Origin of the sequence: Bacillus sp. FSL K6-6038 (assembly GCF_038050455.1) — a bacterium.
GTDB classification, from domain to species: domain Bacteria; phylum Bacillota; class Bacilli; order Bacillales; family Bacillaceae_G; genus Bacillus_A; species Bacillus_A pseudomycoides.
The window spans coordinates 1,153,045-1,175,923 of the sequence record NZ_JBBOUH010000001.1 but is presented as its reverse complement, the minus strand read 5'-3'; the positions used below and the strand labels follow the sequence as shown (position 1 = coordinate 1,175,923).

20 protein-coding genes and 2 pseudogenes are annotated in these 22,879 nt (G+C 34.4%); 8 read left to right on the top strand and 14 right to left on the bottom strand.

The features are described 5' to 3' along the window. Positions 1-972 precede the first annotated feature (972 nt). The 5 genes from NSQ40_RS05985 to NSQ40_RS05965 form a co-directional block, all read right to left on the bottom strand. Positions 973-1,560 carry a competence protein ComK gene (locus NSQ40_RS05985; protein WP_003206092.1) on the bottom strand — a complete coding sequence of 196 codons (588 nt, stop codon included), beginning with the start codon at positions 1,558-1,560 and terminating at the stop codon, positions 973-975. Positions 1,561-2,310: 750 nt separating this feature from the next. Beyond that, positions 2,311-2,514, bottom strand: a complete 204-nt coding sequence (locus NSQ40_RS05980) for a cold-shock protein (protein ID WP_003195857.1) — start codon at positions 2,512-2,514, stop codon at positions 2,311-2,313. A 352-nt stretch (positions 2,515-2,866) separates the two neighbouring features. Further along, positions 2,867-4,144 carry an isocitrate lyase gene (aceA, locus tag NSQ40_RS05975; RefSeq protein ID WP_018766564.1) on the bottom strand — a complete coding sequence of 426 codons (1,278 nt, stop codon included), beginning with the start codon at positions 4,142-4,144 and terminating at the stop codon, positions 2,867-2,869. 21 nt (positions 4,145-4,165) lie between these two features. Continuing rightward, the gene (gene aceB / locus NSQ40_RS05970) at positions 4,166-5,755 is read right to left on the bottom strand and encodes a malate synthase A (RefSeq protein WP_003195855.1); all 1,590 of its coding nucleotides are present in this window, start codon (positions 5,753-5,755) and stop codon (positions 4,166-4,168) included. Between the two features lie 260 nt (positions 5,756-6,015). Beyond that, positions 6,016-6,942: a DMT family transporter gene (locus NSQ40_RS05965; RefSeq protein WP_033795938.1), complete on the bottom strand. Its 927-nt coding sequence runs from the start codon at positions 6,940-6,942 to the stop codon at positions 6,016-6,018. 598 nt (positions 6,943-7,540) lie between these two features. Between NSQ40_RS05965 and NSQ40_RS05960 the strand changes: the two genes are divergently transcribed. From NSQ40_RS05960 to NSQ40_RS05950, 3 genes are read left to right on the top strand one after another with little or no spacing between them, the layout of a single operon-like run. Then, on the top strand, positions 7,541-7,882 hold the full coding sequence (locus tag NSQ40_RS05960; protein ID WP_003195853.1) for a PadR family transcriptional regulator: 342 nt from the start codon (positions 7,541-7,543) through the stop codon (positions 7,880-7,882). Then, positions 7,875-8,357, top strand: a complete 483-nt coding sequence (locus NSQ40_RS05955; RefSeq protein ID WP_016113725.1) for a hypothetical protein — start codon at positions 7,875-7,877, stop codon at positions 8,355-8,357. The genes NSQ40_RS05960 and NSQ40_RS05955 overlap by 8 nt, the downstream gene beginning before the upstream one ends. Beyond that, positions 8,354-8,881: a permease gene (locus NSQ40_RS05950; RefSeq protein WP_018782645.1), complete on the top strand. Its 528-nt coding sequence runs from the start codon at positions 8,354-8,356 to the stop codon at positions 8,879-8,881. The genes NSQ40_RS05955 and NSQ40_RS05950 overlap by 4 nt, the downstream gene beginning before the upstream one ends. A 317-nt stretch (positions 8,882-9,198) precedes the next feature. On the opposite strand, the gene NSQ40_RS05945 is transcribed toward NSQ40_RS05950, so the two are convergent. Next, a complete protein-coding gene (locus NSQ40_RS05945; RefSeq protein WP_258248176.1) occupies positions 9,199-10,461 on the bottom strand; it encodes a M48 family metallopeptidase in 1,263 nt (420 codons plus the stop codon). A 157-nt stretch (positions 10,462-10,618) separates the two neighbouring features. Here NSQ40_RS05945 and NSQ40_RS05940 point away from each other — a divergent pair, with 157 nt between their 5' ends. Then, complete coding sequence (locus NSQ40_RS05940) at positions 10,619-11,203, top strand: SCO family protein (protein WP_018766572.1); 585 nt, start codon at positions 10,619-10,621, stop codon at positions 11,201-11,203. Between the two features lie 185 nt (positions 11,204-11,388). Here the strand turns inward: NSQ40_RS05940 and NSQ40_RS05935 are convergent, their stop codons facing one another. From NSQ40_RS05935 to NSQ40_RS05925, 3 genes are all read right to left on the bottom strand, one after another. Next, positions 11,389-11,577 (bottom strand): hypothetical protein, encoded by a 189-nt coding sequence (locus tag NSQ40_RS05935; protein ID WP_003206100.1) that lies wholly within the window; start codon positions 11,575-11,577, stop codon positions 11,389-11,391. Between the two features lie 10 nt (positions 11,578-11,587). Next, a complete protein-coding gene (locus NSQ40_RS05930; protein ID WP_026008640.1) occupies positions 11,588-11,887 on the bottom strand; it encodes a hypothetical protein in 300 nt (99 codons plus the stop codon). 215 nt (positions 11,888-12,102) lie between these two features. Continuing rightward, positions 12,103-12,930: a CPBP family intramembrane glutamic endopeptidase gene (locus NSQ40_RS05925; RefSeq protein WP_033795939.1), complete on the bottom strand. Its 828-nt coding sequence runs from the start codon at positions 12,928-12,930 to the stop codon at positions 12,103-12,105. A 141-nt stretch (positions 12,931-13,071) separates the two neighbouring features. On the opposite strand from NSQ40_RS05925, the gene NSQ40_RS05920 reads away from it, so the two are divergent. Both NSQ40_RS05920 and NSQ40_RS05915 read left to right on the top strand, forming a co-directional pair. Then, positions 13,072-13,776 (top strand): response regulator transcription factor, encoded by a 705-nt coding sequence (locus NSQ40_RS05920; RefSeq protein ID WP_003195844.1) that lies wholly within the window; start codon positions 13,072-13,074, stop codon positions 13,774-13,776. 9 nt (positions 13,777-13,785) lie between these two features. Further along, complete coding sequence (locus tag NSQ40_RS05915; protein ID WP_033795940.1) at positions 13,786-15,546, top strand: sensor histidine kinase; 1,761 nt, start codon at positions 13,786-13,788, stop codon at positions 15,544-15,546. Positions 15,547-15,764: 218 nt separating this feature from the next. On the opposite strand, the gene NSQ40_RS05910 is transcribed toward NSQ40_RS05915, so the two are convergent. The 3 genes and pseudogenes from NSQ40_RS05910 to NSQ40_RS05900 form a co-directional block, all read right to left on the bottom strand. Beyond that, positions 15,765-16,865: an acyltransferase family protein gene (locus NSQ40_RS05910; protein WP_239500255.1), complete on the bottom strand. Its 1,101-nt coding sequence runs from the start codon at positions 16,863-16,865 to the stop codon at positions 15,765-15,767. A gap of 845 nt (positions 16,866-17,710) precedes the next feature. Continuing rightward, positions 17,711-17,904, bottom strand: a pseudogene (locus NSQ40_RS05905) (SAM-dependent methyltransferase); the annotation flags it as partial. A gap of 172 nt (positions 17,905-18,076) precedes the next feature. Further along, positions 18,077-18,985 carry an AraC family transcriptional regulator gene (locus NSQ40_RS05900; protein ID WP_003195840.1) on the bottom strand — a complete coding sequence of 303 codons (909 nt, stop codon included), beginning with the start codon at positions 18,983-18,985 and terminating at the stop codon, positions 18,077-18,079. Positions 18,986-19,119: 134 nt separating this feature from the next. Between NSQ40_RS05900 and NSQ40_RS05895 the strand changes: the two are divergent. Next, positions 19,120-19,275, top strand: a pseudogene (locus tag NSQ40_RS05895) (anti sigma factor C-terminal domain-containing protein); the annotation flags it as partial. 45 nt (positions 19,276-19,320) lie between these two features. On the opposite strand, the gene NSQ40_RS05890 reads toward NSQ40_RS05895, so the two are convergent. After that, positions 19,321-20,430: a metallophosphoesterase gene (locus tag NSQ40_RS05890; protein WP_033795941.1), complete on the bottom strand. Its 1,110-nt coding sequence runs from the start codon at positions 20,428-20,430 to the stop codon at positions 19,321-19,323. Positions 20,431-20,733: 303 nt separating this feature from the next. Between NSQ40_RS05890 and NSQ40_RS05885 the strand changes: the two genes are divergently transcribed. Further along, complete coding sequence (locus NSQ40_RS05885) at positions 20,734-21,261, top strand: isochorismatase family protein (RefSeq protein WP_018782653.1); 528 nt, start codon at positions 20,734-20,736, stop codon at positions 21,259-21,261. 84 nt (positions 21,262-21,345) lie between these two features. On the opposite strand, the gene NSQ40_RS05880 is transcribed toward NSQ40_RS05885, so the two are convergent. Next, positions 21,346-22,878, bottom strand: a complete 1,533-nt coding sequence (locus NSQ40_RS05880; protein WP_003206106.1) for a fatty acid--CoA ligase family protein — start codon at positions 22,876-22,878, stop codon at positions 21,346-21,348. Between the last annotated feature and the right edge of the window lies 1 nt (position 22,879).

Sequence of the window (22,879 nt, the reverse complement as noted above, 5' to 3'; positions counted from 1 at the left end):
TAAATCTATTAATTTTAATATTTACATCTCTAACATATCATGATAGTATTACAACTAGGAAAATTATATTCTCTCACCATTCCTATCAAATCTCAAAATCTTAAGTTGTATCATATATGCCATCTTATTGTGAGCATAAATTTCTGGTTAATAATGTTTTCATTTAAGTGCTATTGGTTTATTCATATTACTTTCCGTTATTATTAGATTCATAACATCATTATGTCCAAGTTTGATAGCACCTTTTTAATGATTCACAATTTTATTCACCAGAACCCTTCACCTCCCTCTTAAAGGCATTTTTCATGCTCTCACCCGTAATATTAGGACTATTTCAACAATAAAAATAGTTTTTGTAACTTTTGTAACCAATTTTGTAATTAAAGAAACCTAACAGTTGTTCCAACATGGATAAATACCAACTTTTGGATAGACCTCCTATTTTATAGTCCCTCCTATCTGTACCGAAATATCAATTTTTAATGCTTAATATATAAAAGAAAGAGTAGTAAACATACACGTCAATCAGATGAAAATTAAAAAAGCTGAATTTTCAGTCTCTTTATTTTAAAGGAGGCCATTTGCAACTACTCTCTTTGTGATTATGAGTTTAACACTAAACATAAGGTATAACAAGACAAAAATATACAATTTTCTGATAAATTCGACATTTATTTAGAAGTTAATATAACACCACTTATCGTTAATTAATATGTAATACAAAGAGGCTATTTCAACAAAAAAATATTTAAACATTAAAAAAGAAGAACCCTCACTTACTGAAACTCTTGAAGTGGCTCATAAGCGGTTTGAGACAACTGGTGTTTCTCTTTCTTCTGATGGTTTGAATCAACATTTTACTTCTCATACCTATATCTAACAAAAATAAACCAGATGCTGAAAAACATCTGGTTTATTTTTGTTAACTTCATGACCATGGATGGTTGTCCCATCCTTTCCACCTATCAATTATCATTCCTTTTCGTCTTCTTCTTTCACAAGATATGCTTTTTCATACGCAGGTTTCAATGTAGATATATATTCCTTATCGACTTGCTTAAAATGAAGCCCCCTTTGTTTATCTTTACGATCTTCATACTCTGTCCGAAGTTTTGCGGTTCGATTTTGCTGATTCTCGAAACTACTCTTTGATATTTCTAATTTCACTGCGAGGCCATTAATAAATCGAATGATTAAGTTACCATCTGCTAATTCTTTATTGTTTTCAATATGGAAGTGAGACAACCAGGCACATTCCTTTCTAGAATAAGAATACGTAGGAAAAAAGTAAAGTTGATCTGTCGGGCTAATCGCAATGGGTGCTTTGTGCGTAATACGTGTTAACTCTTTTGTACCGTCTTTTCTACCTAAAAAACTAGATCCGTGCTTGCGGCAACTTCGTTCGACAATATCAAGCGGCTTTTGAAACATAAAAAAAGAGTCTTCTACTTCAACCACTCGCGTTACAATACGTTTTTCTCCTAAAATAACTGGAAGTAAGGCCATAGTGTTCTTGTTTACGACATAGTTTTCGACGTAGCGTTCTACTTGTTCACCCATCTTACATTCGCTCCTTCATTATTTTTTCTTACAATCCATAACAGCAGCTGCATGGATAATTGTACCACCCAAAACCCAAAATAGTTAATATTTTCAAATATTTTACATTTTCTTATAAAACTTTAAAATTTCATAATATTCCTTCATATAAATATCTATATAAAATCTCCATATTTCTCTACAGGAAAAAGATATATTGTTATATAAAAACAGAAATTTTCTTTTTTGAAATATTTGTAACATAACAAAATCTTGTTTCACATATATGATTCAATAAACTTGTACAAATTACCTATTCCGTATATATTTCCACACCCATTTACGTATCTCTCTTACAGGAAAAATAAAACTTTAATTAATAAACAGCTTTCCGCACTTACTAACAGAAATCCTTATCAATCAGTCCTTTACGAATAATTTACTTCTCATCTAAATCCTTTACTTTCTGTACAATTTTGAAGTAGAAGTATTACTGTCTACTAATAGAAAATAGATTCACTTGTTTTTTCATTTAATATTTACATGAAAGGTACATGTTCAATATTAAAGATCGTAATATAAAAAGTTATTCTAATATTAAATACATCCATTTGTATTGTTTATTATTTTTCGGTAGATGTTTTACAATCGTTGGCTTAATTGTAAAGGAAGTTTTTTTGCTACGCTCAAACTCGAATGGAAAGATGATTACAAAATTCTCAACAAAAAAAGGATGGCATATGCCATCCTTTTTTATCACGTACTATAAAATTATAGTTTTACAACGTTTTTAGCTTGAGGTCCGCGGTTGCCATCTTCGATTTCGAAGCTAACTTTTTCGCCTTCTTCTAAAGATTTGAAACCTTCAGTTGTGATTGCAGAGAAGTGAACGAATACATCGTTTCCGCCTGGAACTTCGATGAAACCGAAACCTTTTTCGTTGTTAAACCATTTTACTTGTCCTGTTACTGTCATAATTATTTCCTCCTAAGAAAATATAAGTTTTTTTAGTCTTCATACATAAAAAAAGAATCCACACATTATCAAATACGAAACATAAAACAGTTCTCACATACTTTTTCTCGTTCGTTTTCAGCACTTGATAATATATGGATTGCTTGATTTAGTTATTCAACTGAGATAATCATAGCATACTTAAAATAGAATGTACAATATTTTTTGAAATTCTAATTTTCTAATTTTTGGTACCCCTCATAAAATACAGTATCACTAGTACAATTTTTACTTCATAATAAAATGAAACTTCCATCAGCGGGATACATACAAAAGAAAAGCAGGTGCCCTTAAAGGACACCCACTTCCTCACTTACTTCGTAAACTGTGCCTCTTCCGTAGACCCTTTCAGAGCCGTTGTAGAAGATGTTCCGCCTGTAATCACTTGTGCTACTTCGTCAAAGTAGCCTGTTCCAACCTCGCGCTGATGACGCGTTGCAGAATAGCCATGCTCTTCTGCTGCAAATTCTGCTTGTTGTAATTCAGAATATGCTGCCATACCACGCTCTTTATAGCCACGCGCGAGTTCAAACATACCGTAGTTTAATGCATGGAATCCTGCAAGTGTTACGAATTGGAATTTGTATCCGTATGAAGCAATTTCTTTTTGGAAGTTTGCAATCGTTTTTTCATCTAATTTTTGTTTCCAGTTAAAAGATGGTGAACAGTTATACGCTAGTAATTTCCCTGGATATTTCTCATGAATTGCTTCCGCAAAACGCTTTGCATCTTCTAAATTCGGTTCAGATGTTTCACACCAAACAAGATCTGCATACGGTGCATATGCTAAACCGCGCGCAATTGCTTGATCAAGCCCTGCGTTTGTACGGTAGAACCCTTCTGGTGTTCTCTCTCCTGTAATAAATTCTTGATCAACTGGATCAATATCACTCGTAATTAAATCCGCAGCATCTGCATCCGTTCTTGCTACAATAATTGTTGGCACGCCCATTACATCCGCAGCAAGTCTAGCAGAAATTAGATTACGTACCGCTGTTTGCGTTGGTAGTAATACTTTTCCGCCTAAATGTCCGCATTTTTTTTCTGAAGATAATTGATCTTCGAAGTGAACGCCTGACGCGCCTGCCTCAATCATACCTTTCATTAGTTCAAACACGTTTAATTGCCCGCCAAATCCTGCTTCAGCGTCCGCAACAATTGGTACAAAATAATCTGTATCACCGCTTCCTTCCATATGCTGAATTTGATCTGCACGCTGCAATGTTTGATTAATACGCTTTACAACAGCTGGTACACTGTTCGCTGGATATAAACTTTGGTCCGGATACATGTGCCCGGATAGATTAGCATCCGCTGCCACTTGCCAACCGCTCAAATAAATTGCTTTTAATCCTGCTTTCACCTGCTGCATCGCTTGATTTCCTGTTAACGCGCCAAGCGCATTAATATAATCTTCTGTATGAAGTGATTCCCAAAGCTTCTCTGCCCCGCGGCGTGCTAGCGTATGCTCAATATCAATTGACCCGCGCAGACGAATTACATCCTCAGCAGAATAAGGACGTGTTACCCCTTTCCAACGTTCATCTAACTCCCAGCTTTCTTGTAACTTTTGTACTCTTTCGTTTTTCATCTCTTCCATCCCCTTTTCCTTTTATAAAATCTCGTAACCTGGTAATGTTAAAAATGTTTCAAATTCATCATTACGCACCAAATTAGTAAAAAGCTTTGTTGCTTCTACAAATCTACCTTTCTCAAACTGTTCCTTGCCAATCTCTCGTTCTATTTTCGCTAGTTCTTCCACCTTGAACTCTTCTACTAAAGTAAATGTAATCTTACGTCCGTCATCCAGTTTCCCGCCTTCATGACGAATCCATTGCCACACTTGTGCTCGTGAAATTTCTGCAGTTGCCGCATCTTCCATCAAATTATAAATCGGTGCTGCCCCGCGACCACTTAACCATGATGCAATATATTGAATGCCGACGCTAATATTCATACGAAGCCCTTCTTCTGTAATCGTTCCCACCGGTACTTCTAACAAATCCTTTTCTGTTACATCAATCTCTTCACGCTTTCTAAAAATTTGATTCGGTGTTTTCATAATGTGATTAAACACTTCCAGCGCAACAGATACAAGTCCCGGATGGGCAACCCAAGTCCCGTCATGTCCATCTAAAGCTTCACGTTCTTTATCAGCACGCACTTTTTCAAAAGCAGCTTCATTTGCTTCCGGATTATTTTTAATCGGAATTTGTGCTGCCATTCCGCCAATCGCTGGTGCATTCCGGCGATGGCACGTTTGAATCACTTTTAAAGAATATGAGCGCATAAAAGGAGCCGTCATCGTAACTTGCGCTCTGTCCGGAAGTAGAAATTCGTTATGGTTACGAAAGCTTTTTAAGAAACTAAAAATATAATCCCAGCGCCCACAATTTAATCCTGCTGAGTGGTCACGAAGTTCATATAAAATTTCATCCATTTCAAAAGAAGCGTGGATTGTTTCTAATAACACTGTTGCTTTAATCGTTCCATTCGGAATCCCGATATATTTCTGTGCAAAAATAAAAACATCATTCCACAATCTCGCTTCTAAATAGCTCTCCATTTTCGGTAAGTAAAAATATGGTCCGCTTCCTTTTTCTAATAATGTTTTTGCATTATGGAAAAAGTACAAACCAAAATCAACGAGACTACCTGACATCTTTTCTCCATCGACTAACATATGTTTTTCTTCTAAATGCCAGCCGCGCGGACGCACAATAAGTACAGCTGTTTTATCACTTAAACGATATTCCTTGCCATTAGGATTCTTATATGAAATCGTTCCTTTCACTGCATCTCTTAAATTAATTTGGCCATCCATCGCATTTTGCCACGTTGGCGAATTAGAATCTTCAAAGTCTGCCATAAAGAGATGCGCGCCCGAGTTTAAAGCATTAATAACCATCTTACGATCTACCGGTCCTGTAATCTCCACACGACGATCTTCTAAATCTTTTGGAAGCGGGGCAATCGTCCAATCTCCAGCACGTATATGTGCTGTTTCTGGTAAAAAGCTTGGAAACTCCCCTGCATCAATTCTTTTTTGCTTTTCCACACGTTTTTGCAGTAAATTTTTACGACGTGTATTAAAATTCTCATGCAGCTCTTTTAAAAAAGTGAGCGCTTCCGGTGTCAAAATTTCTCCATACGCCGGTAATACTTCTAAAGCGAGTGTAACCCGCGAAGTTTGCGTCGACATATTAGCATCCCCTTCGTAAACTGTTTTATAACAGATTTGATTTTATATTTTATATTATATAACAAATTTCCTGAAAGTGAAGGAGTTTTTTGAAAATTTATCCTTTTTCTATAACATCCATCTATTCAAAACCGGCACTTTTCTTACTAGTAAATGAGGTAGCATCGTATTTTGCAGCATATTTAAAGCTCTTACCTGTTACCCTTTACTAAAACAAAACGAGTGCAGTTGTTATATAACAACTGCACTCGTTTTGTTGATTATGTTTTACTTTCCTCTAATACTACTGTCTTTGTTTTGGATTTTTGAAAAGTAAACGCCATCCCAACAAAAATCAAAATAATTCCCGCTGTCTGCATCGTGGTCGGACGAAACCCTGTAAATGCTGTATCAAGTAAAATAGCTACACCTGGATCCAAAAACACTAATACAGAAATGAGCCTTGTTGGTAAATCTCTTAAACTATCAAAAAATAAGTAATAAACAAAGCCAGTATGAATAAGTCCTGTCGCTGTAATCGCAATCCAATTACTCTCTGTTAACCCTTGAAACGCTCCAAAGTCTACAAATGGTAGTAACAGAAATATCCCTAAAAAAGTTTGCAAAAATGTCATTGCATATGCACTTGTTTGTTTAATTCCTTTCCCTAACAAGGTGGTAAATGCATAAAATAATGCTGCAAGAAGTGCCCAAACCATCCCAGAGGACATTAACTTTTCTATCGAAACACTTCCATCTACTCCCGCTACTAAAACAGTACCGAGAAAACAAATAACAATTGAAATAACAGATAGCACTGTTAACTTTTCTTTAAACACGACACTCCCAATCATTAATACGATAATTGGTGCAAGATGATACACAGAAATTGCAATTGTCACTGACATGACTTCGAAAGCTTTAAACAGAAACACCCAGTTAAAAACAAGAAAGACACCACACGCTAATATTTGCAGTATTTCTTTTCGATTCCACTTTTCTTCTTTAAACTGACCTGTTGCAATCCAACATAACGTTAAAAATATAGTGGCACAAATACAACGAACAAATACTAATTCAAATGATGGTAAATTTGTTTTCACTGAAAAAAATCCGATTGAGCCAAAAATAGACATCGATATGATCATTTTTATAGCTGGCGATGATTTTGTTTGGAATAACCTATTTGTGGCGCTCTTTTGAAACAATATAAACAACCCCCATTAGTTTAAAACGAACATTTACATTCCAAGTTTCGTAATATTCTCAATTTTAAATATACAATAAGATGAATGGAATGTAAAAAATCGTAAAGATACTTAAAGCCATTTATTCTCACGAAGTGGCATTTGCAATCCTCATTCCTTTTACAATGTAAAGCATCATTGTAAAAAATAAAGATGATAAAAGGCAATATAGAAATACTCGTTTTCCCCGTTATAGCCACCTATATATTTTACCATATTTTACATAAAAATATTTTTTCCTAAACAATCTATTTTGATTTTCTAACATATACATCACGGCTATGTAAACAAAAAGTGACATCCTCTCTTTTGTTTTCACATGGCATGGGGCGAAAATAGGTACTGATCCTTCTATGCATGGACAGATCCTGTTGTAGCTTTGGAATAAAGTTTGATCAAAAACATGTTGTTTATTTTAGAATTGACATGAAATTATATTAAGTTTATACTGTCAGTAACATACCACTGTTAATGACAGTATAATGGTATTAACAGTGATATATTGCTGTTATAATAACAAAACTATTTTTCACATTTCATTAAGGAGGTTAGATGTTTTATGAAACATACAGGGAGACATACAGGTGCATTTCTTTTGCTGTTTTTAACAGAGGGAGATAGCTATGGAGGGAAACTTCTGCAGAAATGTGAAGAAGAGCTTCCCATCAATCCAATTGATAGTGCCATTATATACCGCACCCTAAAAAAATTAGAAAACGAAGGTGCTGTTGAGTCTTATTTGGACACATCTGATCAAGATAAGCCGAGAAAGATGTACAAAATTACTACAGTGGGAAAAAAACAATTAGAAGAGTTTCAAATAGATATTGAAGAAAAAATTAAAAACTTATCATTTTTCTTAGACAAATATAAAGACTGGAAAGAGTCTAATCATGATTAATGGCGCTCTCCTTTACTCTTTAGCCATTATTCTTATCAGTATTTCTTTTGTAAAGGATCGGAATAAAACAAAAGATGCTCTATTAAAGTCATGGAAAATGTTTCGTAATCTTATACCTTCCATGCTATCAATTATGCTTTTCGTTGGACTATCACTATCTATATTAACGCCTTCCTTCATTTCTTCCATCATTGGGGAAAAATCTGGATTCATCGGTATTGTTTATTCAGCAATAATTGGCTCTGTTGCACTCATTCCAAGCTTTGTTGTGTTTCCTCTTGGAAATACATTAGTCCAAAATGGTGCGGGCCTCCCTCAAGTTGCGGCATTAATGTCTACATTAATGTCAGTAGGAATCACAACTTTACCGATGGAACAAAAGATATTTGGGCGAAGTTTTGCTTATTCTCGTAATGCATCTGCATTGTTAATGTCTCTCATATTCTCGTATATTATTTGGGTGGTGATGGTATGAATGAATTAAGAAGATATCGTTTCTTTTTCATTTTATTATTTGGGCTCATTATATGTACTTTTATAAACCATTCGTTGGGATGGAACGCATTTCAATTAACAGGAAAAAGTATTTTAGATATGCTGTTTCTACTTCCTCCTGTCTTAATATTCGTAGGATTGCTTGACCAGTGGGTGAAGAAAGAAACATTAATTAAATATATGGGGGAAAAATCTGGCATCTATGGCATCTTATTCTCCCTATTATTAGGAGGAATTGCAGCTGGTCCCCTCTATGTTGCTTTTCCAATCGCGGCACTTTTATTAAAAAAAGGAGCGAGCATACGATACATTGTATTTTTTCTAGGAGTTTGGACAACTGCAAAATTACCGGTTATGGTGTATGAATTTTCTTCATTTGGAGCTAAATTTACACTCATCCATATTTGTTTTGGTCTATTATTTTTCTATTTAATGGGTATTATTTATGAGAAGTTCTATGATAAACGACAATTGTTGAAATATGATATAACTAAAGAAGGATAGAGTTAGAGGAATCGTTCTTTAAGCCTCTAACTTTTAGCTCCTTTCGTAACTGTAACTTTTAATTGAACTCTCCCCACCTTCACTTCGTTTAGAGGAGAGGGCTTCTCAGTTAAAATGATAAAATTTCACAAAAAATACTTCATACTTTTGGGATTTCCGCATATAAATCACAGCTATGAAAACAAAAATTGATATCCTCTCTTTTGTTTTCACATGGCATCGGGCGAAAAAAGGCTCTGACCGCTTCTATCCATGGACGGACGCTCTTTTCCTAAACTTATACGCAAAGAAATGAGAAGCAGCGTCACCGCTACTCCTCATTTCTTCTGCTTCTCATACTCCTCAAACACATGAATTCTTTCAAAAATTGGCGGATGTGTATATAAGAAAAACTTCACTAACGCCGGTGGATTTACTTGACTTAAACTTGTTTTCGATAAATACTGGAACGTCTTTACACCAGACTTTCCATCTTTCGTCATATCTAAAGCATATAGATCAGCTGCCCGTTCTTCTATACGTGATACGTAGTTTGATAGCGGGCTTACTGCAAAAGATAACACAGAGGAGATAAGAAAAAATAATGGGATAATCGATAAGCACGCCATCTTTGATAGGTGCAATGTATCTCCCCATTTTCTGAGGCACATGTTGATAATACGACTAATCAAATACATCCCTACAAACGTTAACACAATATAACTCGCCACACCCCAATATATATGTTTCATCACGTAATGTCCCATTTCATGAGCCATAATAAATAAAATCTCTTTATCTTTTAACTGCTGGAGCGTTGTATTCCACAATACAATTCGAGAATTCGATCCAATTCCTGTCACATATGCATTTAGGGCCGTTGTTTTTTCAGACATGTTCACTTCATATACATGCTCAGCTGGAATATCTGCCCTGTCCGCAATTGCTAAAATTTTCTTCTCTAAGTCTTTATTTTGCAATGTAGAAAAATCATTGTATAACGGATCAATTACAACGGGCTGTACAAAGGTTAAAAAGATTGTAAACGGTACTGACAAAGCCCAACCAGCTAGCCACCACCGCTTCGGAAATTTATAAATCAGCCATAAAAGAACAGAAACAACGAGAAACATCATAATATAATTTACCCAAAAATCAATTACATGATCTTTTATCCAACTCGCTGTGGATTGCGTTGAAATACCGTAATCAATTGAGATTTGATGCCCCATCCATTGCAGAGGCAATGCAAGAACGGTTGTAAGCAATGATAAATAAAAGAGATAGATAGCAACTTGAATAACCCGTACTTTCGTCGTTTCTTTTGACCATTTTTCAAAACGATTTGATATACCTAAAACAAGCACAAACAATAAAATAATCCATTCAAGAGGCGTCGCTAAAAAAAAGAGTAAATTTTTCACACGCGAATAATCTTGACTTAATGTAAGTTCCTTTGCATTCATAAACGTCTCTGGATCAGCACTCGTTCCTTTATACATATCTGGAATAATTTCATGATTCCATCCAAATAAATACCAATATATAAATAATGCAAAACCAACGTACAAAAAAAGTGACCACTTCACAACCTTCTTCACGGTATCTCCTCCTCTATGCTGCCTGTCTCTTATTATTGTAAGTTCGTTCCTCCTAAAATAGAACAAGCTAATACATCGAATTGTCATGCAATTTTCAATCCCTCCCCATAAATTTTCGGATTTTTCTTATAAAATAAAATTAGGAGGAGGATGGAAATTGAAAAAAATTTATATTACGTTTACATTAGGTTTAGTCATCGTAATTGGAATTGGAATTTACTATTTTACAGATTATCGTAAAGCTTCTGCTGAAATACCACGTGGAATCGTTATGGAGGATGTAAATGGTACAACGCTATCTTTTGATCAACTACCAAAAAAGCTTAAACTCGTAGAATTTATATACACAAAATGCCCTGATATTTGTCCCGTTACTACATACAAAATGAAGCATTTACGAGACGAACTAGAAAAGGATAAACTATTTGGTAAAAAAATTGAATTTATTACAATTACCATTGATCCTAAGTTCGATACAAAAGAAATATTAACTACATATGCCAACACGTTTGAAATGAAAAAAACGAAAGGGTGGCACTTACTGCGCGGTGATGAAGATGAAACGAAAAAACTAGCAGATACATTTAACTTTCAGTACCGCGATCCAGGAAGCGGACTCTATATTCATACTTCTAACTCCTATCTACTCGATGAAAATGATCGTTTAATCGAAGTCTTCGGTATGGGAGAACGCGGTTTTAACAGTAAAAAAGTGCTTGAGAAAATTAAAAATGCATTATAAAAACCTCTTCATCATTCGAAGAGGTTTTTCACACATATTATTCTATATAAACTATGCTACGAAACTTTAAACCTATCCATTCTACACTCTCTATTTATCCCGCATTAACGGGCAGTACAAGCCCGATTGGTGAGGGCTTTTAACCAGTGGGTGATGAAGAACCCCCCACTGATTAAAGTTTCACTTTATCTCTCTGTATGTTTCTTCGGCTCATATGTTGGAATAAGAAGCGCACTCGCAATCCAGCAAACAAGACCGAAACCACTTATATATTTCCCGTATTCATAATGGTTTAGATAAACCTTCCCTACAAGAATTAAGATAAATCCAAGTAAAACAACTACATATCCAACTTGTTTTTTCGACAATACCAATCAGCACTCCTTATTGAAAAATGTTAATAAAAAAACTTAAATCCTGAAAAGAAATGAAGCTATATTTCATAATTCCTTGTACAGCTAGAAGTAGTATAAGACCAAGTACACATATATAATTAATCCCATCTTCACTTCTTTTCTCAACTACAATACCGCCCCCAATGCATAGTAGCCCTAGAAGATGAAGTGCTAAATAAACAAAAAAGTATGCTTCATTCCAGCGAAAGCCTACATTCACTGTTGTAATCACAATTAAACTCACCATAATCACATAAAACAATTTATTTGATTGAATTGTTTCATTCATAGAATCATATCCATTCCTTTCTATATAAATCTTTTTTGATTTTCCAACATACAAATCGCCACTATGAAAACAAAAGGTGACCTGTATTTTTATTTTCACTTAGCATGAGGATGAAATAGGCTCTGACCGCTTCTATCCATAGACGGATTCTCTCTCCGGCCTAAAAAAAATAGGTATATCTTTTTTATTATTCAATAAATTCTACGTTCTCTAACCTATAACTCTCTCATTTTATTCATATATACTACCGGCACCTCTTTATTCATATAACGACGATTCACGAACAAAAAGACGAGTACTAAATTTAATCCAATGATAAAAATAATAAGTCCTGTAAAAAATGGAGTTTGATTAGAAAAATCTGCGAAGCTTATCATTTCTTCCTTACTGAACATAAAAGATGTAATAAGTACGATTGCATTATTTAACATATGAATACTAATCGGCATCAGTAAGCTTTTCGTCCGAATGTATACAATTGATAGTACGATACTAAACATGACAGCACTGAGGAAATCAATATGAAAACATCCGAAAAGAATCGCTACAATAACCATCGCTTTTCCGGTTCCCCATTTCGCTGCAAAACGCTGAAATAGAAATCCCCTAAATACAAATTCACATACAATAGGAGCTACTAGTACGATTATTATAAATTGATATATGTATCCGCCTGCACTCCCTATAATCGGTTCATGTAATATATTTATAATAAAATCCGGTGTAATCCATACAAAGCTATACATATACAATACAAGATATCCATAACTAAAAAGGCATAGCATTCCCGTAATCATTAAAACTTGTAAAAGATTAAATGCTTCTCTTCTATTCACAAATAAAGTAAATGGAATACGATGGCGCTTACATTGATACCATAACCAAAGTGATGGAAATATGTAGAGTACAAGTGTGCTTGCAAAAGAAGAAATTGATATATGAAATGTATTCTCTAACAATTGTTTACTAATACGTTCAATCAAAACAAGTAGTGTAAATACAATCAAAAAATATCTGGCTCGCATCGAACAAAACGGATTCACACTCATCTCCTCCCCTATGTTACATTTATCATATCATTCGAATCTTATTTTTAAGCAAAGAAAACCTTAAATTTTCCTTAAAAATCCCATAACTTACAATAAAATGTTATGATATTCGATGAAAATAGGGGGCGATTCAGATTGTATAATGCAAATGTTTTACTTGTTGATGATGAAACGGCAATTTTACAACTATTAACTACTATTCTACAAAAAGAAGGATTTTCTCATATTACAACTGCTACATCTGCAGAAGAAGCTTTACAATTCGTAGAACAAAATCGTTATGATTTAATGATTTTAGATGTCATGCTTCCCGGGCAATCTGGTTTTGACATTTGTCCAATTATTCGTCAAAAAACAGATTGTCCAATTTTCTTCCTAACAGCAAAATCATCTGATTTAGATAAAGTATCTGGTTTCTTATACGGGGCAGACGACTATATTACAAAACCATTCAATCCACTGGAAGTCGTCGCTCGTATGAAAGCTCAACTTCGAAGACATATGAAACAAACTACACAACCTATGAAAGAGACACACTTTATTTCATTTGGGAGATTTCAGGTCGATAAACATGCAGCTGAATTACAAGTAGATGGGAAAATTGTGGAATGTTCAGCTCAGCTCTTTCAACTACTACTCTTTTTCTGTGAACATCCTAATTACGTGTTCTCAAAAGAAGAAATATACGAAAAAGTATGGGGGGCTCCTGCCTATAATGGAGATGACAACACAGTTATGGTTCATATTCGAAAACTACGTGAAAAAATTGAGCTTGACCCAAGTAACCCGGAGTACATAAAAACTGTTCGCGGACTTGGTTATAAATTCATCGCAAAGTAGGTACCAACTATGAATTTAAGTAGAAGGATTATTATACAATTTATTATACAACATATTTTCGTCTTGTTTACTTTACTCATTGCAGTCATCGTCGCTTTCGTCTACCTGGGGCATCTTTTTAGTACGACCCTTTATGAACCAAATGTTCCAGAGTTTGATAACTTTACTATGTCTCAGCATGTTTCTTCAGAAAACGGACGTATTACATTAAGTTCTGAGGTAAAAGAAATGATTGAGGAGAAAAATGATTGGCTTCAAATTGTCGATAAAAATGGAAAGGTACTCTATGACTTCAATACTCCTGAAGATGTTCCTGGTTCTTATACAAAAACAACATTAGTTGCTTATTTGCAGCATCATATACAAAGCCCTTACAAATTTACGTATTGGGACATTGAAGTTAAAGAGAAGACAGCAATTGTGATTTATGGTGGAAAGCTAAAGAGTAATACTTTACTTCAAGAGTTAAAACAAGAACACGGTTCACCATTATCAGCTGAATTTTCTTTAACAGAAAAAGAAAAGAAACAGCTTACCGCAGAAGGTGCTACGCTGCAAATATTTAACGCACAAGGAGAAGAGATTTTTGCTTATCCTAAAACAAAAAGAAACTCCTTTTCAGCCATTCAAGCTGTACTTTCTGAAAAAGAGCCTTGGAATCACAAAGAAAATATCTCGAGTTTATATAATCCAGAGGACCAAACCTTATTTACCATAACAGTAAAAAATGATCATTACTATCCATCTGATATGAATGAAGATTTATTAACAAAAAAAATATTCATAGGATTTGGAGTTATTATTCTAATCGCTTTTGTCTACTTAGTTATTCTTTCTATTTGGTACGGAAGAAAATTTGGTAAACCATTATTACACACAATGCGTTGGCTCAAAAATATAGCTAGTGGAAAATATGAAGAACCGGTAAGTAAAAAAGGAAGAACAGTTCGCTTCCGGCGCTCAGGTAAAGAAAAATGGTCATTCAGACTGTTTAAAGATGTAACAAATGCTCTAGAGCACCTTTCTATTACACTCAAAAAAAATGAGTCCATACGACAAGTTATTCAACAAACACGTGAGGAATGGATTACTGGCCTCACTCATGATTTAAAAACACCACTCAGTTCCATTTATGGGTACTCTCTATTACTAGAATCGAAACAATATAACTGGGATGATAACGACATTCAACAATTCGGTCGTGTTATACGAGAAAAATCTCAATATATGACAACATTAATTGATGATCTAAGCTTAACTTACCAATTAAAAAACAACGCGATTCCCTCTCAGCACGTTAAAGTTGAGATTAATCAATTTGTCCAAAAAGTCTTGTTACAATTTATTAATAACCCGACACTTCAAAATCAAAACATAGAATTTGTTCCTAGTTCCAATGCAATTCATTACTCTATTGAAGAAAAATGGTTCCAACGTATCATTGAGAATTTATTAGCAAATGCAGTAAAGCATAATAATGAAACAACAAATGTTATTGTAAAACTTGGACAGAATAAACAATCTTTTACACTTTCTATTTCTGATAATGGAAAAGGAATGGATGAGCAAACGAAAGAGCTTTTATTTGAACGATATTACCGCGGTACAAATACTGAAGAAAACAACGCAGGAACAGGCCTTGGCTTAGCGATTACAAAACAACTTGTTCTTGCACATAACGGTACGATTTCCATTGAAAGTGAAATTGAAAAAGGAACAACCATTACGATGGTGTTCCCATTCTCACCTAATAGCAAAAAAGAGTCCTAATATAAAGTGAAACTCTAATCAGCGGGGATAAACTCCCTCCGCTGATTCAAGTTTCACTTTAGTTATCATTTGCTCCAATTCTAATGGTTGAAATGTATATGGTTGTACATCATATCCGATGTTGTAAGTAAAAGACAGGTAACAATTTTGATATTAGGAAAGTACTACTATAGTTAATAGGAAATCCGTATATAGTAGTCCACCAATAATACGTGGTACTACATTTCATGAAACTTTGTACTATGAAACCATCTACTTTTTAACTTTTGTTTTGAATTAACCCTTATTTTCCCTATAATATATGGACCTATTTTTGTCTTATTTAGGAGATATACCATAGGAATTGGACATAGTATACCAACCAACATATCAATACTTATTGTGCCAAAAAGAGTATTAAACTGAGGCATTTTTGCTAATATCACATTAGATATAGTCCGATGAAAAAACGGATGTAGCAAATAAATTCCAAATGAGTATTGATTGATTAGTATTAAAAATTTAGGTACATGTTTTATTTTTGATGCAATATGGAAAAGCACCAGTATTGTAGATATTGTAAATAAAAGAACATCCACTCTTTTAGAACTAGTAACAGTTAAAATATTAAAATGTTGAAAAAGAATAACGATGATTCCTGTTAATATCCATGAAGAGATGATCCATTTACGGTTTTTATTTAGCCATGTTTTAAAGTATTCATAATGAGCACCTGCATAATATCCAATAAAGAAGTAAATGATCCAGCCTGGAAATGGAATCCAAGAGTAGTAATACCAAATATCATTTGCATATGGAATATCAAACGGTTGAATAAAATTAAAAAAGCCTAAGTAGATTAAATTAATCAGTAACGAGAAAATAAGAACAAATTTAGGAGAAAAAAACTTCTCAATTTTATTAAAAATAATGTGCAAAAAGTAGAACTGAAATATAATTAAAACAAAATAGCCATGGAACTCTCCTAATACAATATTTCTTATAGATTGTACTAAGATTGCATGGAATCCATTCGTATAATTTGAAATAGCTGCATAAAAAATACCCATACATATAAAAGGCAATAAAATAAATTTTACTCTTTTTAAAATGAATTGATTAGGTACTTTATCCCTATAATTATAAGCTATTACAAATTCAGATATAAAAACAAACATAGGTGTACCGTACATAAGTAGTAATTGAAGATACGATACCAATACATCTATTGTATTTTCAGATGCAAAATTTGCAGAACTTCGTGTTATGGCATGTATGAGAACTACACTTAAACATGCTAAACTTCTTAATATAGTAATTTCTGAAACTTTGTTTTTCATACATTCCACCTTCAACATAAATTACATATCCATAATTCCAAATGAATTTTCGACATAGCAAATTTATTTGGAAAAGCAACTTATTTTTCAAAATCCACAGCCGCATCTATCTCAATTCCTGTTTTTCTTTTAATGATAAGAAAGTAGTTTGTTAAGTGAATAATGATAGTGAGATGCCAGTCCTATTACACCATCATTAAATTTTTACGTATTTTGAAATATTTCCACATATAACTGTTCTTTCATTTTCTTTACTTTATTTCTTTATTTCTCCTCTTAAGAGTAATATAGACAAGAGGAATAGGTACTTAAACGTGGTAAAAAATAAAGTGAAACTTTAATCAGTGGAGGGTTTTTTCATCCCCACTGATTATTAGCCCGACCAATCGGGCTTTTACGGGATAAAATAGGATTTGTAGAATAGATATGCAAATCATATGATACTGGCTATTTCTTAAAAAAAGCTTAAAACCGATTAAAGCGATAATGGATAATCCAAATTTTAATCCAATCAAAATTATCAAAGTACATTTCCAATTTTTCTAGCTAATTGTTTCAAAGCATATGGTAACATATATTGTTGTAATTCTTGAGAAACCAATTCTAGTTTATTAGAAATCGATAAATTTGTTCAAAAAACGCCATACTTCCTGCATACTTTCTGCATACTTATATAAAAAAATGGCGTTTTTCTAATTATTTAGATACAAATTCACCTCAGCTTAATAGCAATGAAATGATATTCTATTAGTATGTAAGCCTTTCAAACCTTTTGAAGGATTTCTTCATTCACATAGTCTTTGCTAACAGAAATATATAATTCGCTTAAGAAAACATAATTCTTTTTACGATTCAGTAGGCTTCTTCATAAATAAGGCCGTCCACAGTTCAGAGACACCAAATACTTTATTCGATTGTTTTATTTCTTTCATTCTACGTATTTCTACTTAAAAAAACCTCTAAAGATATCTCTAAGCTTTTCATCTGTAAAACCTAATCCACTTTTAAGACTTTGTAGTTTGTACACTTCCCAATCCGTTTCATACGAATACTTCATGAACAGCCCCTACTTCCATACCGTCGTCACTTTTCATAATCGTTGGACGCAGCGCCCGAAGCCGAGCTATCGTTTACACAACTTCTTTAATATGATTAATCTTAGCCTTAATACGAAAAAAAGTTTCCTAGAATCTAGGAAACTTTTTCTCTTCTTATTGTTGTTTCTTCTGCACCGGCAACCAAATCTCAACTTGCGCAAACTCGCTCTTATCCTCATGACAACGTTCATCGTATAATTCAAACTCTGTAACTCCAGCATGTTCATACCCTGAGTGCGGGAACCATTCTGTGAAAACTGCATTCCACGTTTGTTGAATGGAAGATACCATATCTTTATGCGGTACTTTAGGCGTTGTAAATACAGCGTAAGTTGCTTCTGGGAACGTGCGCTGCGCTAGTTCAGTCGGTACCCCATCAAAACTTGTAACTTCCATTCCAATAATATACGTGAAATCTCCTGTTTCTAAATTAAAATCCGTGCACATTCCAAGCTCTACATATTGATCTGTATGTTTACGGTTTGTAATGTTACTCGCAAGATTGTTTTGTAAATAACGGTCCCAAAATGCCGGAATATCTTTAAGGTTTTTCCCTTCTTTACTAGACGTCTTTATCTCATATCCAGCCACATGAAACGCTGGTTTTTTTTCAATACGAAATTCCATTTGTATTCCCCCTAAATATGGATTGAACTTCCGCTGCTTCACATTTGCTTTATAATACATCGGTGTCTTAATTCCTTGCCTTCGGTAGCTACTTGGCGTCATCTGAAACAACTTTTTAAAGGCTCGAATGAACGTTTCATGAGATTGAAAGCCATGTTCTAATGCGATATCAAGAATTTTTTCTTCCGTATGAGAAAGCCGATAAGCTGCCCGGGCTAGCCTCCTCCTACGAACATACTCCATGACAGTATCGCCTACTAGCGCTTGGAATACGCGATGAAAATGATACTCCGAGAACCCTGCAATACGAGCCAAATTACTTAATGTTTGCTTCTCCATTACATCTTCTTCAATATAATCAATTGCTTTTTGAATTTGTGTTTCATAGCTTTCCATCTCTGTTCACCCGCCTTATGTATTATCATAAAAGAGAAGACAATTCTTTTCTTGACGTTTTTTGCTTTTATTTTACAGAAATTTGCAACTTTTTCATATTACATTCGTTGTTATAAGTAAAAGGAGGGAGATAATTGAAAAAACATGGTGTGAAAGTGTACGGTATTGTCATTACTGGCCCATCGAAAGAATTAGTAAAATCACAAAATTCTCCTCATGTTCGCGACGCTACTCTTGGAGATATTGAGTTTTGGAATTGGTTTAAGCGTCCAAGTGGTTCTCGTCACTAAAGTGAAAACAACCATTCGAAGTTGAATGGTTGTTTTATTATTACATCACTCAAAAGTAACATCGATCTGAATAACTTCCGACCGGCTCCCAAGTCTAAGCGGCGGACCCCAAAATCCGAATCCAGAAGAAACAATCGCATGAAATGTTTCCTTTTGTAAGTATCCCCAGTCCAGTTCATACATTCTTCTAGTAATAAGATGATTCGGTGCCATTTGTCCTCTATGCGTATGGCCCGATAATAATAAATCAACGCCAGATTCCGCTGCCTGTTTTAATTCAAACGGCTGATGATCCATCGCTATAACAGGAAGCGATTTATCTACGGTGCTCATTAACTCTTCGAAACTTTGACGATCTCGCTCCGTTTTATCTGTTCTTCCAACGAGATAAAAACCCTCTTCCATTTTGATTACTTCATCTAACATGATATGAATATCGATTTTCTTCATTTCTTGCAAAAATTCTGGAATGGCTCTTCCGTAATATTCATGATTTCCGAGTACTCCATACACACCAAGAGGCGCCTGCATTTGTTTCATAACTTGTCCCATGTTCTTTTTTATAAATTCTCCAGGATGGTCATCAATGATATCCCCTGGCAACAAAATAATATCGGGCTTCATTTCATTTACATGGTGCACGAGTCTTTTCAAATGAGAAACACCTGATAATTTGCCAAAATGCATATCAGACGCCATCGCAATGCGAAGCGTTTTCCGCCCTTTCGCTTCTTTTGGTATGTGAATTTCATACTTTCGAACAATCGGACTATATGCATTAAATGTTCCATAACCAAATATGAAAAGAAACATAATAAGGGTAACAATTCCTGTCCAAATAATAGCTGTATCTCTCGGCACCGCTACCAGTTGTAAGATAAATACTGCTATATCAGCTAGCGGCAGCAAAATAAGTGCATATTGCATTACCGCAAACCAATAGGAACCAATTGTCCTTAAGAACGGAAGGAATTTGAAAACCTGGACGATTACATACGCATATGAGAATAATGCAACTAACAAAGCATAATATCCCCAAGATTGCCAACCAAAACTTGTTTGAAGCCAAACCCATCCGTTCCATCCGATGTAGAACATCAGTAATGTATATAGAATCAAAATAGTAACTATATTAAAATATCGACGAATTTTCACAGCGTGCCTCCTTTTCTCTTTCTTTTATTATAACTCGATAGCTATTCAAACTATAAATATTACGTATCATGAACGACTAACAATTCCCTATCATTTCATAAAATAAAACTTTAATTAGTGGGGATTTTCTTCCTCTCTCCCTAACCTCTTTGCTTTTGCTGAATGTTGTAGTACGTACTACCCAAAAAAGTTTGCTCATTTTAGGATACGTTTTGTTGAGCAGGGACAGGGACATTTTCTTTTATTGAAAAGTTTTATTATCTTCTGCTATATTTAAAAAGAAACTAAAGGAAGTGCTACTTGATGAAACAGGCTCTAGTAATCATTGACATGCAAGAAATTTTCTTTAATTATCCTCAAAACTATTTATTTAACAATGAGCAATTAGTTACAAATATAAACGAACTAATTAAGCAAGCTCATGAAAAAAATGTACAAGTTATCTTTATTCAACATACGAGTCAAAACGAACAAGACGAACTTTTTGAAGGAAAAGATGACTGGAAACTTCATAAAAATTTATTCGTATCCCCTACCGATAAAATTATCCAAAAATCAAAATGGGATTCATTCTATCAAACTGAACTCTTAGATTACTTAAAGACCAATGAAATAGAACAACTTATTTTTGCAGGAGCACAGACGGAATTTTGTCTCGACACAACGATTAGAGCTGCCTTTAGTTTAGGGTATCAAAAAAATCTACTTTTCAAAGAAACACATAGTACAATAGATGGTGCTATTTTAGATGCGGGTGATATTATTAATCATCATCAATCGATTTGGAATAACAGATTCCTAACTGTCATTGATGGTAAAATAAAATTATAAATATAGAATTCTATTATAAAAATAAAACGAACCATCCTTATTTACGGACGGTTCGTTTTATTTTCCCTAACAGGTATCCATGTTTTATGCTTGCACTGCCTTTTCCCTTAACGCTCTTCTAAGTAGTTTACCAGTCGTATTCTTCGGCAACTCCTCCAAAAACTCGATACTCTTTGGCACCTTATATTTTGCAAGATGTAAAGAACAGTAATGCGTTAACTCCTCTTCTGTTACCGCACCATTCTTCAGAACAACATAGGCGCGCACTGCTTCTCCTAAGTTTTCATCTGGAACACCAATCGCAACAACTTCCGCAACCGCTTCATGTTGATATAGTACTTCTTCTACTTCACGAGGATATACGTTATAACCGCCTACAAGGACAATATCTTTTTTACGATCAACAATATAAAAGTAACCTTCATCATCCATTCTTGCTAAGTCCCCTGTATACAGCCATCCATCACGAAGCACTGCCGCTGTGTCTTCTGGTGCATTATAATATCCTTTCATCACGTTTGGACCACGAACAATTAATTCACCTACTTCGCCTACAGAAACTTCTTCCCCAAGCTCATTCACAATTTTATTTTCCACATGCCAAATATTTGTTCCAATCGAACCTGGTTTACGCGGACGATCTAATGGATTAAAGCAAGTAACTGGTGAAGCCTCTGATAATCCATATCCCTCTGAAACAATAACATTAAAGCGATTTTCAAAGTTTTTCAGGAGAGCAACAGGCATAGAAGCCCCGCCAGAAATACATAGACGAAGTGTCTGAACATCGTCTGCGCTTGCTTCCTCATATAAATATAAATAATTGTACATTGTCGGTACACCGGCAAATATTGTCGGTTCATACGTACGACAAATACGAAATACTTCTTTCGGACTAAACTTTGGTAACATTAAAATCGTTGCACCGTTAACAATTGGGGCATTGACTGCAACGGTTAAACAAAACACATGGAACATTGGAAGCGCAGCAACAACGCGATCATCCGCAGTATATTGTAAATACGATGCTACATCGCTAGCATTACTATATAAATTTTTATGTGTAAGCATAGCGCCTTTTGGCTTTCCAGTTGTTCCTGACGTATACAAAATAACAGCTACGTCTTCTTCATTTAGCTCAGGACCTTCATAAGATAGGTCACCGGTTCCTATAAGACTAGTAAACGTTTTCATTTTTTCGGTTTCTGTATGATTGAAATCTGCTGAGGTTTCACATATGATGATATGTTCAAGAGAAGGAAGTCTTGTTGTAAGAGATTGTATAACAGGTAGAAGAACGTCGAGTGTGATGATTGTTTTTACATCTCCATTTTGTAAAATATAATGCATTTCGTCTGCTGTATAAATTGGATTAATTGGAACGACAGTTGCTCCAGCTTTCATTGTTCCATATAAACCAATTAAAAAATGTGGTGAATTACCAACAACTAATGCAACATTGTCCCCTTTTCCAATGCCCATTTTTGCTAAATTACTAGAAAACTGTGTGACCATTTTATTTAATTGGTCATATGAGACCGACTGATCCATAAATATATACGCCGGTTTCTCTCCTTTCTGTTTTGCTGTTTCAGCTAAAGATTGAACGAGATTCACA